Raw genomic sequence first — 15,069 nt, 5'->3', positions numbered from 1 at the left:
GGCTGCTCACGATGCGGCCGCCAGTGCCTGCGTGTAATCCAGGGAAGCGGCATCGGGATGACTGGCGATGTACCGGCTAGCGCCCGCACTCGTCGTGAACGGGTGCAACCCAGCCGAATCCCGGACCCACCAGGCATGGTCGGCGAACCACCGGGTGCCTAGTTCGGCATCGGCGACGTAGGCGGCACGGACCTTTTGACCGGCCGCGTTGGCTGCGTTGACGGCCTTTAGCAGCTCCTGCGCGGTCGGGTACACCTGCGTGGAATCCTTACCGTCGAACCAGATCTCGGCGGCACGACCCGGGTCAGCCCCGTCGGCAGGGTGCAGCACCAGCGGATTGACCTTAGCGGCCAACTCGGCTTCGTAATTCTTCGCACGTGTCGCGTAAGCCTGACGCAGCGGACCATCCTGCACAAACTCGTTGATGTTGAGATCAGCGAAGTCTCCGATTGATTTCAGGTAGGGCACATCGCTTGTGAACGCCTCGATGAGTGACGGCTTGAGCGTGGCGTCGAACGACGTGCCGCCCGGCCCGTTGTAGAGGTACACCACTTCCTGGGGCAGGCCGCTGCCCTCGGCCACGATGCGAGCCGCCTCGAGAGACTTTTCGTGGATGAAATCGGTGGCGTCCAACTGAGCCTGCAAGAACGCGTCGAGCACCTCCGGATGCCGCTTGGCATAGTCGCGGCGCACCACCACGCCGTGAAAGGTCGGAACATTTAGCTCGGCACCGTCATAGAGGAGCTTGGCCTTCTTCTGGAAGACCAGCAGGCCCGGCCAGGCCACGAACTGTGACAGCGCTTGCACCTGACCGGATTCCAGGGCCGAGGCACCAACCTGCGGCTGCTGGTTCAGCACCTCGATATCCTTGGCCGGGTCCAGGCCGTCGTTGCGCAGCGCGCGCACCAACGTGCCATGCCCGGCCGAGCCCACACTCGCGGACACCTTCTTGTCCTTCAATTCGGGAAGTGTGGTTATTGGCGAGTTCGGTGGTACCACCACCATGTTGAGCGCGCCCTTGGCGTTGTACCCGGTGATCGATACCAGCTCGGTGCGAGCCTTCTCGTTGGCCTGAGTCTTAGATCCATTGATCAGCAACGGATAGTCGCCCATCGAGCCGATGTCGATCTTCTCGGCGAGCATCTGTGCGGTGATCGGCGCTCCGGTGTCGTAGTCCTGCCACTGCACGGTGTACTTGTTTCCGGTGCGCGAACCGGCCTCCGCGAGCCGCTTCTCCAGGTATCCCTGAGAGCGCAGCAGCGTGCCTGCGGTCACCGTGTTGATGGTCTTCGATTGATACCCCACAACGACGGTCACCTCGTTCGCCGAGCCGGACCCGGAGTCCAGGGAGCAGCCGGCGACGAGGGTAAGAAGCAAAGCGGAGAGAAGGGCTGTTCTCTTCATGAGGTGTCCTGACTTAACGGAGTAGATAGGGCATGTTGACGGTGACGGCACCGGTAGGACAGCGAGCCGCGCACGGGCCGCAGTACCAGCACTCGTCGACGTGCATGAAGGCCTTGCCGTTTTCTGGATTGATCGCCAGCGAATCCAGTGGGCAGATGTCCACACACAGCGTGCAGCCTTCGATGCACAGCGATTCGTCGATGGTGACCGGAACGTCGATACGGTTGTTGACCAATGCCATGAGAGTCCTCAGATATCCCTTAATAGATTGCTGCGCAACGTGATTCGATCACCGCGCATCCGGATGTACTCGAGGTCGACGGGGGTCCCGTCATCGAGGTGGGTCAGTCGCTCCAGCAGCAGCAGCGGCGCACTGTCGGGCACTTGCAATGTCGCCGCCGAATGTGAATCCGCCGCAACGGCTTCCAGCGCCAGATTGGCCGATCCCAACCTGCGTCCAGTCACACGCTCGATCAGGGCGAATACGTCGTTGGTCTCGAGCTGGTGCTCGATGACCGCCTCCCCCACATCGGCGGTGAGATAGGTCTTGTCCAGGCTCAGTGGCAGATCGCCGAGGTAGCGCAGCCGCTCGATGAAGATGACGCGCGCGCCGGGCTCAAGTCGCAACCTGTGCGCCACCGCCGGCGGTGCATTCACCTCCTGGATGACGCGGACCTCATTCCAGACCTCGCCGTATCCCTTGAAGGTCTCCTTGAGCCCGAGCAGCGCGTCCAATCCGTGCTCGTACTTGCGCAACGCAACGTGAGTGCCGGTACGAGGTCCACGCTCGATGAGGCCTTCTTCCTTCAGCGTCGTCAGCGCCTCCCGGACCGTATTGCGGGACACAAAGAACTCCGCGGCCAGTTCCTGTTCGCTCGGCAGGCCGCCGTCGGTGTATCCCCCGGCGTGGATTTGGTGGCGCAGCACATCCGCGACCAGCCGCGCCTGATCGGCGCGCGGACGGCGTAATGGTGTGGGCTCGACAGCGGCCACGAGTTCTCCTGACGTGAGACAACCTCGCCAACACGCTAAAGGCCAGCTCAACGGCCATCCGGCGAATGAAATCGATATCTGTCAGGTCTGCTTCATTGCGCCGGTCGCTACCCCACTCCTACCTGCTACGCACCGTCGGATGCACACCATTGCGCCACCGCCGCGCGACGGCCGGGATTGGATTCAAGGTGATCGGAACGGCGGGTCAGAGGACGGTGCGGGCCCGCTCCAGGAAGGTGCGCGCCGCCGGCCCCGTCGGGCCGCCGAGGCGCCACGCCAGCGCGAGCCGACCTCGTAATGCGGGTTGGATATCCAGTGCAACCACGCCTGGCCGGGTCCGTAGATATGGAGCGGGCACCACCGCCACACCAAGCCCCTGTTCGACGAGGACCAGTAACGACCGCGGTGAGCTCGCTTCGAACGCCACATTCGGAGTGAGGCCCGCGGCCTGGCACGCGGATTCCAGAATCGAACGAATACCGCTGCCCGTGGGTAGGCAGATCAGGATGCGCTCACAGAGCATCTCCAGTGTCACCGTGCGCCGTTTCGCCCACGGATCGGAGGCCGCAACCGCGGCGACCAGAGGTTGGTCATCGATGATGCGCAACCCCAGCTCCTGCGGTTCCCCGGCCCCCAGGGCGAGAATGGCGCCGTCCAGCCGACCCTCACGCAGCCCTGCGATGAGCTTGTCCGACCGCGCTTCGGCAAGGCTGATGCTGATCGCGGGGTGGTCGCGATGGAACGCCGAGAGGAGCGCGGGCAGATCAGCGCCATGCGAGGTGACGGTGCCGAATGCGATATGTCCGCGCAGCAGTCCCCCGATCTCATCGGCCACCTCGCGGATTCCGTCGACCGCGGCCAGAGCGGCTCGCGCATAGGGAATCACCGCTTTGCCCGCGTCGGTAAGTCGGACCTGGCGGCCCGATCGGTCGAACAGTTCCTGCCCCAGTTCACGTTCCAGAAGGCGGATTTGGGCACTCACCCCCGGTTGCGCGACGCGGAGAGAAGCCGCAGCTCTGGTGAAACTCGCCGCGTCCGCCACCGCCAGCAGGTACCGGAGCTGGTGCATCTCCATAAGTACTAATTATAGAACCGTGAATAGATAGATCTTGGACTTCTGAATGCCGTCGGCCGATGCTGAATGCTATGAGTGAGAACACGACAAAAATCGTGATTGCCGGTGCCGGCATCGGTGGGCTTACCGCAGCCCTGACCCTGCATGCCGCGGGCTTCGACGCCGCGGTGCTGGAGAGCGCACGCGAGGTCAAGCCGCTGGGCGTCGGTATCAACATGCTTCCGCATGCCGTGGGCGTCCTCACCGAACTCGGACTGGGCGACGAGCTTGCCGGCATGGGCATCGCTACCACAGAGATTCGATTCTGCGATAAGCACGGCACCGTCCTGTACAGCGAGCCGCGGGGACGCGCGGGTGACTACCCGTACCCACAAATCTCGGTGCACCGCGGTCGTCTACAACTCATGCTGCTCCATGCGGTGCGGGAACGCCTTGGTCCACAAGCAATTCGGACGGACTGCCGGGTTCTCGGATTCGAGGGCAACGATGCGGGTGTCCGCGTACGTACAGCCGACGGCGATATTGCGGCAGCCGTTCTGGTAGGCGCCGACGGCGTGAATTCGGCGACACGCGCACAACTTCATCCGGTGGATCCATTGCGCTGGTCGGGTGTGCGAATGTGGCGCGGGGTGGCCGATATCGGCCGCTTCCTCACCGGGAAGGCCATGGTCGCCGCGCACGACGACACCGATCACGAACTCATCGCCTACCCGATCAGCGCACACACCGTGAACTGGGTGGCACTCGCACGCACCAATCCCCCCGGGGAGCTACCCGACAGCGCACGGTGGAATGACCCCGTCAACGCCGATGAGGTGCTGGGCCACTTCCCCGGCTGGGATTTCGGGTGGCTGGATGTGGGCGCAATGGTGCGCGGCACCCGACGCATCGTCGAGTACCCGATGGTGGACCGCGACCCGCTGCCCTCGTGGGGCCGCGGCCGAGTCACGCTGCTGGGCGATGCCGCACATCCCATGTATCCGCTAGGGGCCAACGGTGGATCACAGTCCGTCGTCGACGCCCGGGTGTTGGCGCACGCACTGTCGGAGTCGTCCGGCGATTTCGCACTCGGCTTGGCAGCCTATGAGGCCCAGCGGATCCAGGCCACACGCGATGTAGTGCTGGCCAACCGCGCGATGCTGCGGTCCTGGGGCGAGGAGTCTGCGGAGGGCCTGGAAAAGGCGGCGCGGTCATATCGGCAGCGCACGAGGGCCTGACCCGCCGACTCGGCATGAATGGAACCAACAGTGGAGGTCATCCAAGCAATCCACATGGCGCTCACATCCGGGCCCCAGGAATCGCTGGCTCAATAGGGACATGCACCAGAACCCAACCTCCGGCACCGACGACTCGGAACCCGATGTTGTCGTCGTCCTCAATGCCGATGACCCCAGCGGGCGTGAGATCGTCCGGATTCTGGTGCGCAACGGGCATCGGGTCGTCGTCTGCGGCAGACATGCCACCGATCTGACGAGGACGCTCCACGGCTACGGGGCGGATCAGGTGATGGCCATCGCCGCTGATGCCACCGATCCGCGTCAGCTGCGCGAACTCTGCCGACGTGCCACGGACCGGTTCGGCACCGTCACCACCATCCTGGACGCGGCGGGTAGGCAGATGCCGAGGCTGCGGCTCGCCTCGTAGCCGGCATCGACCGTTCCATCAGGCCGTTTCCCTTTACGCCATCCAGTAAGCCTGGGCCTTGATCGACCTGCGCGCGATGCCGTAGTGGCCCTTGAGGACGTGCGAGACCTCGCGTGTGGTCCGCGTGTCGCATGCCACCCACCCGAAGAACTCGGGGGCATCGAAGGCTCCCTCACGCACGACGTCGGCGAGCGAGCGTTCGCCATCGCGATCCACCCAGACCGCATCGGCGCCGACCGGCAGTGTTTTGTCGCTCTCGTGTGCGGCCTCCAGAAACACCGTGGCCGGACTGTCGCCGATCGCCGCCAGCAGGGAGTTGATCGCCGGCACGGACGCGGTGTCACCGACGATGACGTATCCACGGGGGGCCGGATCGGGGAGCTCGAAATGACTGCCCAGCACCGTCGCCTCGATGGTGTCGCCGACCTGGGCAGACTGTGCCCAGCGCGCGGCCAGCCCGTCGTGCAGCGCGAACTCGATATCGACGGTATCGGCCTGCGGGTCGGGATTGACCAGTGTGTATCCACGCTGGTGCAGCTTCTCCCCATCCGAGAACCACAGCCGGATCCACATGGTCGGATGAACGTCACGACCGTGCAGCAGACCACCTGCCGAGAAGCTGAGCCTCAAATAGTGATCGGTCAGCTCCTGCCGACCGGTCAGTGTTAGCTGATAGTCGCCGGCGCGGAACAATTTGAGAACCGTGCCCTGCCATCCGCGTGTCGGTTGCGTCACTGTGCTCGGCATTACACCCTCCTCGATTCGCTGAGTGCGCTTTTAGTTTAGGCTAGCCTAAACATCTTGACCTGCATAAGGCTAGGGTTAGCTATCGACACTTAGGTAAGGGAATGCTAATCTCTTGCCGAGCAAGCAACGGTGCCAGGAATAAAGGCGGTAGATGAGTACTCGCGAACGAGTCGATCAACTCGGATGCCCGGATGTGTCGGTAGTCACACCCAGACGCCGCGCCGTTGACCGCCACGCCGGTTTAGCCCTGCGCTCCGCATCGGGGAGCAGTCGAGGCGATGCGGGCGACCTATGACAGATTCGCTGGCTCGGCAACAGAGCATTGTCAGGAACCAATCAAGTTCGCGAGCCGACTACTCCAATCAGCGAGCATATCGATCGGGCGAAGGGCTGTAACTGTAAGTGGATATTCGTGAACGAGTGGGCCAGCTAGAGCGTGTGGCCACGGCAACGGCCCCAGTGCCGCGCATAGATCCCGAATTAGAGAGCCGATTCGCAACCTGTTGCCGGGCTCTTGGTCTCTCCGTCAATGACAGGCGACGTCCCGCAGATTTGCCAGCGGCGCGTTACGGCTTCACTTCGCTGTGCCGGACCGCTCAAGATCACTGTGATGTCTGGGTCGGTCTGGCGGCCTCCGGGGGCGCCACCATCGACGTCCTGGAAGCCATCTCGGAGACCTCGGCCACCGCCGGACACCTTCAGCATGCGGTGAACCTGCACCCGGGTGATCTCACCTTCACGTACGACTCCGGGCTCTATCTCGAGTTCCGCGCCAGCGGGCCCGATGACTATCACCTCGCCTACGCCGCGGCCCTCGTGGACAAGGGCGACTACGTCAAGGCTGCCGGGCTGATCGCCGACGTGACCGAGCGACGCCCCGGATGGTTCAACGCCCGCTGGGGCGCCGTCGCCATGCAGAACCGGGCCGAACGCTGGTCCGATGTCGTCTCGCTGCTGACCCCAGTTGTCACCGATACGTCGCTGGATGCCACCACGTCTCACGCCGTGCGGATAACCCTCGGCATCGCGCTCGCCAAGCTAGGCATGGTCAATCCCGCCCTGTCTTACCTCGAAGACCCCAGTGGGCCAATCGAAGTGGCTGCCACCGACGGCGCACTCGCCAAGGCGCTGAACCTTCGTCACCATGGTGACGAAGAGACCGCCACCGAGGTGCTCCAGGATCTGTACGCGGGCAATCCGGAGAACGCCGAGATCGAGCATGCGCTGACCGATCCGAGCGTTGGTCTGCACACCACGACCTCCGCGCGTATCGCCGCCCGCACCGATCCCTGGGACCCCGAAACCGAGCCCACCGAAGAGGATTTCATCGATCCTGAGGCTCATGAGCGCAAGGCGATCCTGCTGGCCGAGGCCGAGCAGCAGCTCAGCGAGTTCATCGGCCTGGAGCAGGTGAAGGACCAGGTCTCACGGCTTAAGAGCTCCGTAGCCATGGCATTGCGGCGCCAGGACCGCGGACTCGCCGTGGGCCACCGCACTCACCACCTGGTGTTCGCGGGCCCGCCCGGTACCGGTAAGACCACCATCGCCCGTGTCGTCGCCAAGATCTATTGCGGCTTGGGACTTCTCAAGCGTGAGAACGTCCGCGAGGTGCACCGTGCCGACCTCATCGGTCAGCACATCGGTGAGACCGAGGCCAAGACCAACGCCGTCATCGACAGCGCGCTCGACGGCGTGCTGTTCCTCGACGAGGCCTACGCGTTGGTGTCCACCGGCGCCAAGAACGACTTCGGTCTGGTTGCCATCGACACCCTGCTGGCCCGGATGGAAAACGACCGTGACCGTTTGGTCGTGATCGTCGCCGGGTACCGCGCCGAGCTGGACCAGTTCCTCGATACCAATGAGGGTCTGCGCTCCCGTTTTACTCGGTCCATCGAATTTCCTTCGTACGCACCGCCCGAACTCGTCGAGATCGCGGCGGCGATGGCATCCGTGCGCGACAGCAAGTTCGACGAGGGCGCTGCCACCGCGCTGCTCACCGCCTTCTCCGCGATGTGTGCCGCAGAGGCTCCCGATACTCGTGGTATCGCACGCCGCAGCATCGACGTCGCCGGTAACGGTCGCTTCGTCCGTAACGTCGTCGAACGCTCCGAGGAGGAACGTGAACACCGCCTTGATAACTCAGGCGTCGAAGAGTTCAGCGATGACGACCTCATGACCGTCACCGTCGAGGACGTGCAGGCATCAGTGGAGGCCATTGTCGCGGGCCTCGGACTGTCGGCTCCGGGGGCGTCGGTCACGAAATGAGCGATAACCGAGAGAACAACGCAAACTCCGAGCGCCGGGCCTTCGCGTCACGCACCCCGGCCAGCGAGAATCCCGAACCGCTGAAGTACCGCCGCGGATTCGTCACCGGGCACCAGGTCACCGGATGGCGATTTGTCATGCGGCGGATCGCATCCGGCGTGGCACTACACGACGCCCGGATGCTGGTGGATCCGCTGCGCAGTCAGTCCCGGGCATTCAGCATGGGTGCCGTCATCGTCGTGACCGGCCTGGTCGGATGCTTCGTCTTCAGCCTGCTGCGGCCCTCCGGCATCGCCGGCACCGACCCGGTGCTCGCCGACCGGTCAACCGCCGCGCTCTATGTTCGGGTGGGCGACAATCTGCACCCGGTGCTCAACCTCACCTCGGCCCGTCTCATCGCCGGCAAGGCTGTGGACCCGACGATGGTCAAAAGCACTCAGCTTGACCAGTTTCCGCGCGGAAACCTGATCGGCATTCCGGGCGCGCCGGAGCGCATGGTGCAGGCCAAGAGCACCGACGCCGCCTGGGCGGTGTGCGAGTCCGCCGATACCCGCGTCGTCACCGTGATCGCCGGGGCCCTGGAGACCGGCGGCGACAAGGCCACCGAGCTCACCCGTGACCGCGCTGTCGTGGTGTCCTCCGACTCGGGCACCTGGCTGCTCTGGGACGGGCACCGCAGTGCGCTCAACCTCGGGGATATCGCCGTCACGAGCGCCCTGGGCCTCACCGCCCCGCCCGCCGTGCGCCCCGTGACGGCCAGCCTGCTCAATGCGATTCCCGAGACTCCGGCACTTGTGGTTCCCGCCATCCAGGGAGCCGGGACACCCACTGCCTACCCGTTGCCCGTCGCCGCGCCCATCGGCTCGGTGCTGGTGAGCTCGTCCACCGACAACACACCGGTGTACTACGCGGTGCTCGCCGATGGCGTACAACAGGTTTCACCGGTAATCGCCTCCGCGCTGCGCAACGCGAACTCCTACGGTCTGGAGCAACCGCCACGACTGACGGCCGATCAGATCGCGCACCTGCCGACGTCATCGGCGATCGATACCAGGGTGTTCCCGAATGCGGCCATCAAGCCGCTGGCCACCAACGAGGACCCGGTGCTGTGCACACGGTTCACCAAGACGGCCGACGCTGCCTCGGATTCGTGGTCCTTGCTCGCGGGTTCGGTACTGCCGCTTTCTGACTCGGTGCACGCCGTGCAGCTGGTCTCCCCCGCCGCAACCCGGGTCGCCATCACTCCCGGAATCGGTTACCTGGTGCAACCGGACGGCCGCGGCGGATACCAGTGGATATCCGATACCGGTGTGCGTTACGGCATCGACACCGAGGCCGAGGGTGACAAGACTCTTGAGGCACTCGGCCTGCACAAGCCCGCACTCACCATCCCTTCGTCGATTCTGGATCTGTTCGCGTCCGGGCCGTCGCTCTCACGCGCCGACGCCCTACTGGCGCGTGACGGCCTGGCCCCGAGCGATCGGCAAGCCACGCGCATCCAGACCGACAACCCATCTGCTCAGGCACAGGAGTCCCGTTGAGCCGTCTCATCTTCGAACCCCATCGGCGTGTAGCGCCTCCGGCGATACCCGATGCCACGGTGACCGTCGAGGCGCCTCCGCAGCTGCCCCGCGTGGTGCCGCCGTCATTCCTGCGGCGGGCCATGCCGGTCGTGATCGTCATTCTGATTGTCGGCATGGTGGTGGCACTGGTCGCCTCGGGCATCCGCCTCATCTCCCCGCAGACCCTGTTCTTCCCCTTTGTGCTGCTGCTGGCCGCTACCGCGCTGTATCGCGGCAATGGCGATAAGGTCCGCACCGAGGAGGTCGACGCCGAACGAGCCGACTACCTGCGTTACCTGTCAGTGGTCCGCGAGAATCTGCGCACCCACGCCACCCAGCAGCGCAAGGCCCTGGAATGGTCGCACCCCGATCCCGAGGAGCTGACCACGGTTCCCGGCACGCGCCGCCAGTGGGAGCGAGACCCCGGCGATGACGACTACCTGGTGGTACGCGCCGGACGCCATGACGTTCCGCTGGCCAGTGTCGTACGGGTCAAGGACATCGCTGATGAGATCGATCTGGAACCGGTGAGCCACAGCGCTTTACGTGGGCTACTGGACACCCAGCGCACGGTGCGCAGCGCCCCATCGGGCATCGACCTGAACAAGGTTTCGCGGATCACGGTGCTCGGTGATGATGACGTTGCCCGCGCCTCCATTCGGTCGTGGGTGACTCAGGCCGCCACCTTCCACGATCCAACGCTCCTCACCGTGGCGATGGCCGGCCCCAGTGTCGAAGACGCCGACTGGTCCTGGCTCAAATGGCTTCCCCACGTGGACATCAGCGGCGAGGTCGACGGTGTCGGCCCGGCACGTTACCTGCGCCGCACGGGTGCCGAACTGTTCGAAGCATTGAAGCCCGTGCTCTCCGAGCGTGCGCTGTTCGGGGCCGAGTCCGGTGCGCACAAGCACCTGCTGATCATTCTCGATGACCCGACGTACGACCTGAACGGCGTGAATTCGCCCATCCCGGCAACCGGACTGGACGGCGTCACCGTTATCCAGCGGCTCGACGGAACCGACGGCTCCGCCAAGCTTCCGGACTACCTGAACCCAGAGCGCCCTGTGCTGCGGGTTAGTCGGAACGGCGTGAGTGCACGCGTCGCCCGTTGGAATGGCAACGATTGGCAGCCGTACATCGACGAGGCCGATCAGCTCACGGTCGGAACCGCCTCGCACCTGTCCCGCCGGCTCTCCCGCTGGGACTCGAACCCAACACATCCGGGCCTGCGGTCTGCGGCAACCGGTGGTGCGACGTTCACCTCGCTGCTCGGTATCGAGGATGCATCCCAGCTGGATGTTCCCGCCCTGTGGTCGCCGCGTGCGCGTGACGAGGAGCTGCGCGTGCCGATTGGCGTGACCGCCTCCGGCGAGCCGTTGATGTTCGACCTCAAGGACGAGGCCGAGGGCGGCATGGGTCCGCACGGCCTGATGATCGGTATGACCGGCTCCGGTAAGTCGCAGAGCCTGATGTCGATCCTGTTGTCGCTCTTGACGACCCATTCCGCCGATCGCCTAATCGTGATCTACGCGGACTTCAAGGGTGAGGCCGGGGCCGATATCTTCCGCGACTTCCCGCAGGTTGTCGCCGTGATCTCGAACATGGCCGAGAAGCGTTCCTTGGCAGATCGTTTTGCCGATACCTTGCGTGGCGAGGTCGCCCGGCGCGAGAACCTGCTGAAGCAGGCCGGTCGCGATGTGCAGGGCAGCGCCTTCAACTCGGTCCGCGAGTATGAGGAAGCGATCGCCGCCGGTCACGACCTGCCGCCCATCCCCACGTTGTTCGTGGTGGCCGACGAGTTCACCCTGATGCTCCAGGACCACCCCGAGTACGCCGAACTGTTCGACTACGTCGCACGCAAGGGCCGCTCGTTCCGCATCCACATCCTGTTCGCGTCGCAGACCCTGGACGTCGGCAAGATCAAGGACATCGACAAGAACACCTCATACCGCATCGGCCTGAAGGTGGCCAGTCCCAGCGCATCCCGGCAGATCATCGGGACCGAGGACGCGTACCACATCGAATCAGGCAAGGACCACAAGGGCGTGGGGTTCCTGGTTCCCGCACCGGGCGCCGTACCCATCAAGTTCCGCAGCACCTATGTCGACGGTGTCTACCAGCCGCCGTCAACGACCACCACCGTGGAGATCCACGCCACCCCGCAGCCCAGGCAGTTCACCGCGCTGCCGGTGGCCTCCGATCCCACCACCGTGATCGTCAAGGGTGGATCCGACCGGCCACAGCAGCCGGCGCGCAAGCTGGTCACGACCGTCGGCGACCAGCTGGCCAAGGTCGGTCCGCGCGCACCGCAGCTCTGGCTGCCGCCGCTAGACACCGCGATCCCGCTGGCGGATGTGCTGAGCCAGACCGGGATCCCGGCACGCCAGCTGCGCTGGCCGCTCGGTGAGATCGACAAGCCGTTCCAGATGCGCCGCGATCCGCTGATCTTCGATGCGACATCGGCGGCCGGAAACGTGATCATTCACGGCGGCCCGAAGTCCGGAAAGTCGACGGCTCTGCAGACGTTCATGCTGTCGGCCGCTGCGTCGCACTCCCCGCGCGACGTCACGTTCTACTGCATCGACTACGGCGGCGGACAACTGCACGCGCTCGAAGGGTTGGCGCATGTCGGCAGTGTGGCCAGCGCCTTGGAGCCCGAGCGCATCCGACGCACCTTCGGTGAGCTGGAGCAACTCCTGGCCTATCGCCAGCGTCTGTTCCGTGACCGCGGCATCGCCTCGGTAAGTCAGCTGCGCGCACTGCGCGACGGCGACCGCTCGCTGGACGACGGTTACGGCGAGACGTTCCTTCTCGTGGACAACCTGTATGCGTTCAGTCGCGACAACACCGACCAGTTCAACACCCGAAACCCGTTGCTGGCCAGGCTTACCGAGCTGGCCAATGCCGGGCTGTCGTACGGCATCCACGTCGTGATCACGACACCGAACTGGATCGAGGTGCCGCTGGCGATGCGCGATGCTCTCGGGCTGCGCCTCGAACTCAAGCTGCACGACTCGGCGGACAGCAATGTGCGGGTACCCGGCGCACTGCGCCGCCCCGCCGAGAGCGTGCCGCACGATCAGCCGGGCCGCGGCCTGACCATGCAGGCAGAGCACTTCCTGTTCGCGGCCTCCGATGCCAAGACAGTGGAGTCGGTCAACGCCGAGTACCCCGGTGCGAAGGCTCCCACCGTCCGCCTACTGCCGGCAGACCTGGCACCGAACGCCATCGGTCCGCTGTACCCGGGACGCGAACAGGTAGTCATCGGCCAGCGCGAGCAAGATCTCGCGCCGGTGGCGCTCGATTTCGCCCACAACCCGCTCCTGATGGTGTTGGGCGATACCGGCTCCGGCAAGACGACGCTTCTGCGACACATCATCCGCACCGTCCGGGAACACTCGACATCCGACGAGGTGGCGTTCACGGTTCTGGACCGGCGTCTACATCTCGTCGACGAACCGCTGTTCCCCGACAACGAGTACACCCCCAATATCGATCGGATCACCCCGGCGATGCTGGGCCTGGGTGCCCTCCTGGAAAAGCGTCGGCCACCCGCCGGATTGTCGTCCGAGGAGCTGCACAACTGGGTGTCACGCGGAGTGACGGCACAGCGGCACTACCTCATCATCGACGATGTCGACCAGATTCCCGATGCACCGGCCGTCAGCGGTCCGTACATCGGGCAGCGACCCTGGAATCCGATCTCGGGTCTGCTCGCCGAGGCACGTGAGCTCGGCCTGCGGGTGATCATTACCGCGCGGGCCACCGGTTCGGGTCACATACTGATGACCAACCCCATGTTGCGTCGCTTCCACGAGCTGCAGGCCAACACCCTGATGCTGAGCGGCAGCCCGCAGGACGGGGGCCGTATCCGTGGACATCGTTTCGAGCGTCTGCCCGCGGGTCGCGGAGTCCTGTTGTCAGATAACGATGTTCCGACATATGTACAGACCGTCAATCCACTCGTCAGTGAGCATGCTGCTCAAGGAAGGGAGTACCCGCGATGAATCTCAACGTCGTTCCGGAAGGTCTGACCGCCACGAGCGCGGCCATCGAGGCGCTGACCGCGCGCCTGGCCGCCGCACATGCGGCGGCCGCACCGGTGATCGGTGCCGTGGTCCCGCCCGCCGCCGACCCGGTGTCACTGGAGACCGCGGCAGGCTTCAGCGCCCGCGGCATTGAGCACTCCGGTGTGGCGGCCCTGGCCGTCGAGGAATTGGGCCGGGCCGGGCTGGGCGTCTCGGAGTCCGCGGCCAGTTACACCACCGGAGATATGCAAGCCGCCGTCACATACATGATCGCGCGAGGCTAACTCGGTGAGCGCCCCCATCTGGATGGCTTTCCCCCCCGAGGTGCACTCGGCGCTGTTGAGCGCTGGGCCCGGGCCGGGAGCACTGTTGGCGGCAGCCGCCCAGTGGCAGGCGCTCTCCGCGCAATACACCACTGCGGCAACGGAGTTGACGCAGCTGCTCGCAGCCACCAGCGCCGGATCATGGCAGGGGCCCAGCGCCACCCAGTATGTCGTCAGCCATACGCCCTACCTGGCCTGGCTGACTCAGCAGAGCGCGATGAGCGCCACCAATGCCGTGCTGCATGAAACCAGCGCTGCTGCGTACACCACGGCGCTGGCCGCCATGCCCACGCTGGCCGAGCTGGCCGCCAACCACCTGATCCACGGCGTGCTGCTGGCCACCAATTTCTTTGGTATCAACACCATTCCGATCGCGTTCAACGAGGCCGACTACATCCGGATGTGGGTCCAGGCCGCCACCACCATGGGCATCTACCAAGGTGTTTCCACCGCCGCGGTGATGTCGGTCGCGCCAACGCAGCCCGCGCCGATGATCATGGCGCCGGGCGGCGAAATGTCGCGCATGGCCGCCGACATGTCCGGGATGGCCGCGCAGGCACAGGCGGCAGAATCCGGCACCGCGCTGGATGACAGCGAGAGCTTCTTCGAGAAGCTCATGCGACAGATTCAGGAGTTCTTCACCGACCCACTCGGTACCTTGCAACGGATCTTGCAGGACTTCATGCGCAATCCCCTCGAGGCACTCGTGGCCTGGGGTCCGCTGTTGTTCTTCATCGCGTACGAGGCGTTTTTCATCCCCTTCGGCTTCACCGCCTGGGGCATCATGTTGTCCGCACCACTGTGGCTCCCTCTGCTACTGGTCGGGCTGGCCCAGCTTGTCAACCCTGTTCCAGTCGACGCCGATGTACCCGGCGAGGAACCGGCACAGGAAATGGCACAGATCGCGCGCAATTCGCCTCAGCAGCAGGCATTTGCGATGGGCGGAATGCCCGGAACCGGCGGCGGAGCCCCACTGTCCGGTGGTTCGAGTGCAACGTCGGCCCCGAGCGCACCGGCCTCACCTGCCG

12 protein-coding genes are annotated in these 15,069 nt (G+C 65.0%); 7 read left to right on the top strand and 5 right to left on the bottom strand.

The window, feature by feature from the left end; genetic code table 11:
- Positions 1-6: 6 nt before the first annotated feature.
- From B4400_RS19635 to B4400_RS19620, 4 genes are all read right to left on the bottom strand, one after another.
- Positions 7-1,404: an ABC transporter substrate-binding protein gene (locus B4400_RS19635; RefSeq protein WP_078312260.1), complete on the bottom strand. Its 1,398-nt coding sequence runs from the start codon at positions 1,402-1,404 to the stop codon at positions 7-9.
- Positions 1,405-1,417: 13 nt separating this feature from the next.
- A complete protein-coding gene (locus tag B4400_RS19630; RefSeq protein WP_078312259.1) occupies positions 1,418-1,645 on the bottom strand; it encodes a 4Fe-4S dicluster domain-containing protein in 228 nt (75 codons plus the stop codon).
- Between the two features lie 8 nt (positions 1,646-1,653).
- Positions 1,654-2,397: a GntR family transcriptional regulator gene (locus tag B4400_RS19625; protein WP_078312258.1), complete on the bottom strand. Its 744-nt coding sequence runs from the start codon at positions 2,395-2,397 to the stop codon at positions 1,654-1,656.
- Positions 2,398-2,602: 205 nt separating this feature from the next.
- Positions 2,603-3,472, bottom strand: a complete 870-nt coding sequence (locus B4400_RS19620) for a LysR family transcriptional regulator (RefSeq protein ID WP_078312257.1) — start codon at positions 3,470-3,472, stop codon at positions 2,603-2,605.
- 59 nt (positions 3,473-3,531) lie between these two features.
- Between B4400_RS19620 and B4400_RS19615 the strand changes: the two genes are divergently transcribed.
- Together B4400_RS19615 and B4400_RS19610 are read left to right on the top strand one after the other, a co-directional pair.
- A complete protein-coding gene (locus tag B4400_RS19615) occupies positions 3,532-4,689 on the top strand; it encodes an FAD-dependent monooxygenase (protein ID WP_078312256.1) in 1,158 nt (385 codons plus the stop codon).
- A 100-nt stretch (positions 4,690-4,789) separates the two neighbouring features.
- Entirely contained in the window at positions 4,790-5,116 is a 327-nt protein-coding gene (locus B4400_RS19610; RefSeq protein WP_078312255.1) for an SDR family NAD(P)-dependent oxidoreductase, read from the top strand.
- Positions 5,117-5,149: 33 nt separating this feature from the next.
- On the opposite strand, the gene B4400_RS19605 is transcribed toward B4400_RS19610, so the two are convergent.
- Entirely contained in the window at positions 5,150-5,863 is a 714-nt protein-coding gene (locus tag B4400_RS19605) for a siderophore-interacting protein (protein ID WP_078312254.1), read from the bottom strand.
- A 402-nt stretch (positions 5,864-6,265) separates the two neighbouring features.
- Between B4400_RS19605 and eccA the strand changes: the two genes are divergently transcribed.
- From eccA to B4400_RS19580, 5 genes are all read left to right on the top strand, one after another.
- Complete coding sequence (gene eccA / locus B4400_RS19600; protein ID WP_078312253.1) at positions 6,266-8,128, top strand: type VII secretion AAA-ATPase EccA; 1,863 nt, start codon at positions 6,266-6,268, stop codon at positions 8,126-8,128.
- Positions 8,125-9,669: a type VII secretion protein EccB gene (gene eccB, locus B4400_RS19595; protein WP_078312252.1), complete on the top strand. Its 1,545-nt coding sequence runs from the start codon at positions 8,125-8,127 to the stop codon at positions 9,667-9,669. The genes eccA and eccB overlap by 4 nt, the downstream gene beginning before the upstream one ends.
- Complete coding sequence (gene eccCa / locus B4400_RS19590) at positions 9,666-13,697, top strand: type VII secretion protein EccCa (RefSeq protein WP_078312251.1); 4,032 nt, start codon at positions 9,666-9,668, stop codon at positions 13,695-13,697. Before eccB ends, eccCa begins: the two co-directional genes overlap by 4 nt.
- Entirely contained in the window at positions 13,694-14,002 is a 309-nt protein-coding gene (locus B4400_RS19585) for a PE family protein (protein ID WP_078312250.1), read from the top strand. Before eccCa ends, B4400_RS19585 begins: the two co-directional genes overlap by 4 nt.
- Positions 14,003-14,006: 4 nt before the next feature.
- Positions 14,007-15,069 (top strand): PPE family protein (locus B4400_RS19580; RefSeq protein ID WP_078312350.1); only part of this gene is annotated, 1,063 nt, incomplete at its 3' end.

The sequence above is a fragment of the Mycobacterium sp. D16Q13 genome, assembly GCF_002013375.1.
Taxonomy (GTDB): Bacteria; Actinomycetota; Actinomycetes; order Mycobacteriales; family Mycobacteriaceae; genus Mycobacterium.
Note: the sequence above shows the minus strand (reverse complement) of the source record. Positions and strands in the feature narration are given on the sequence as shown.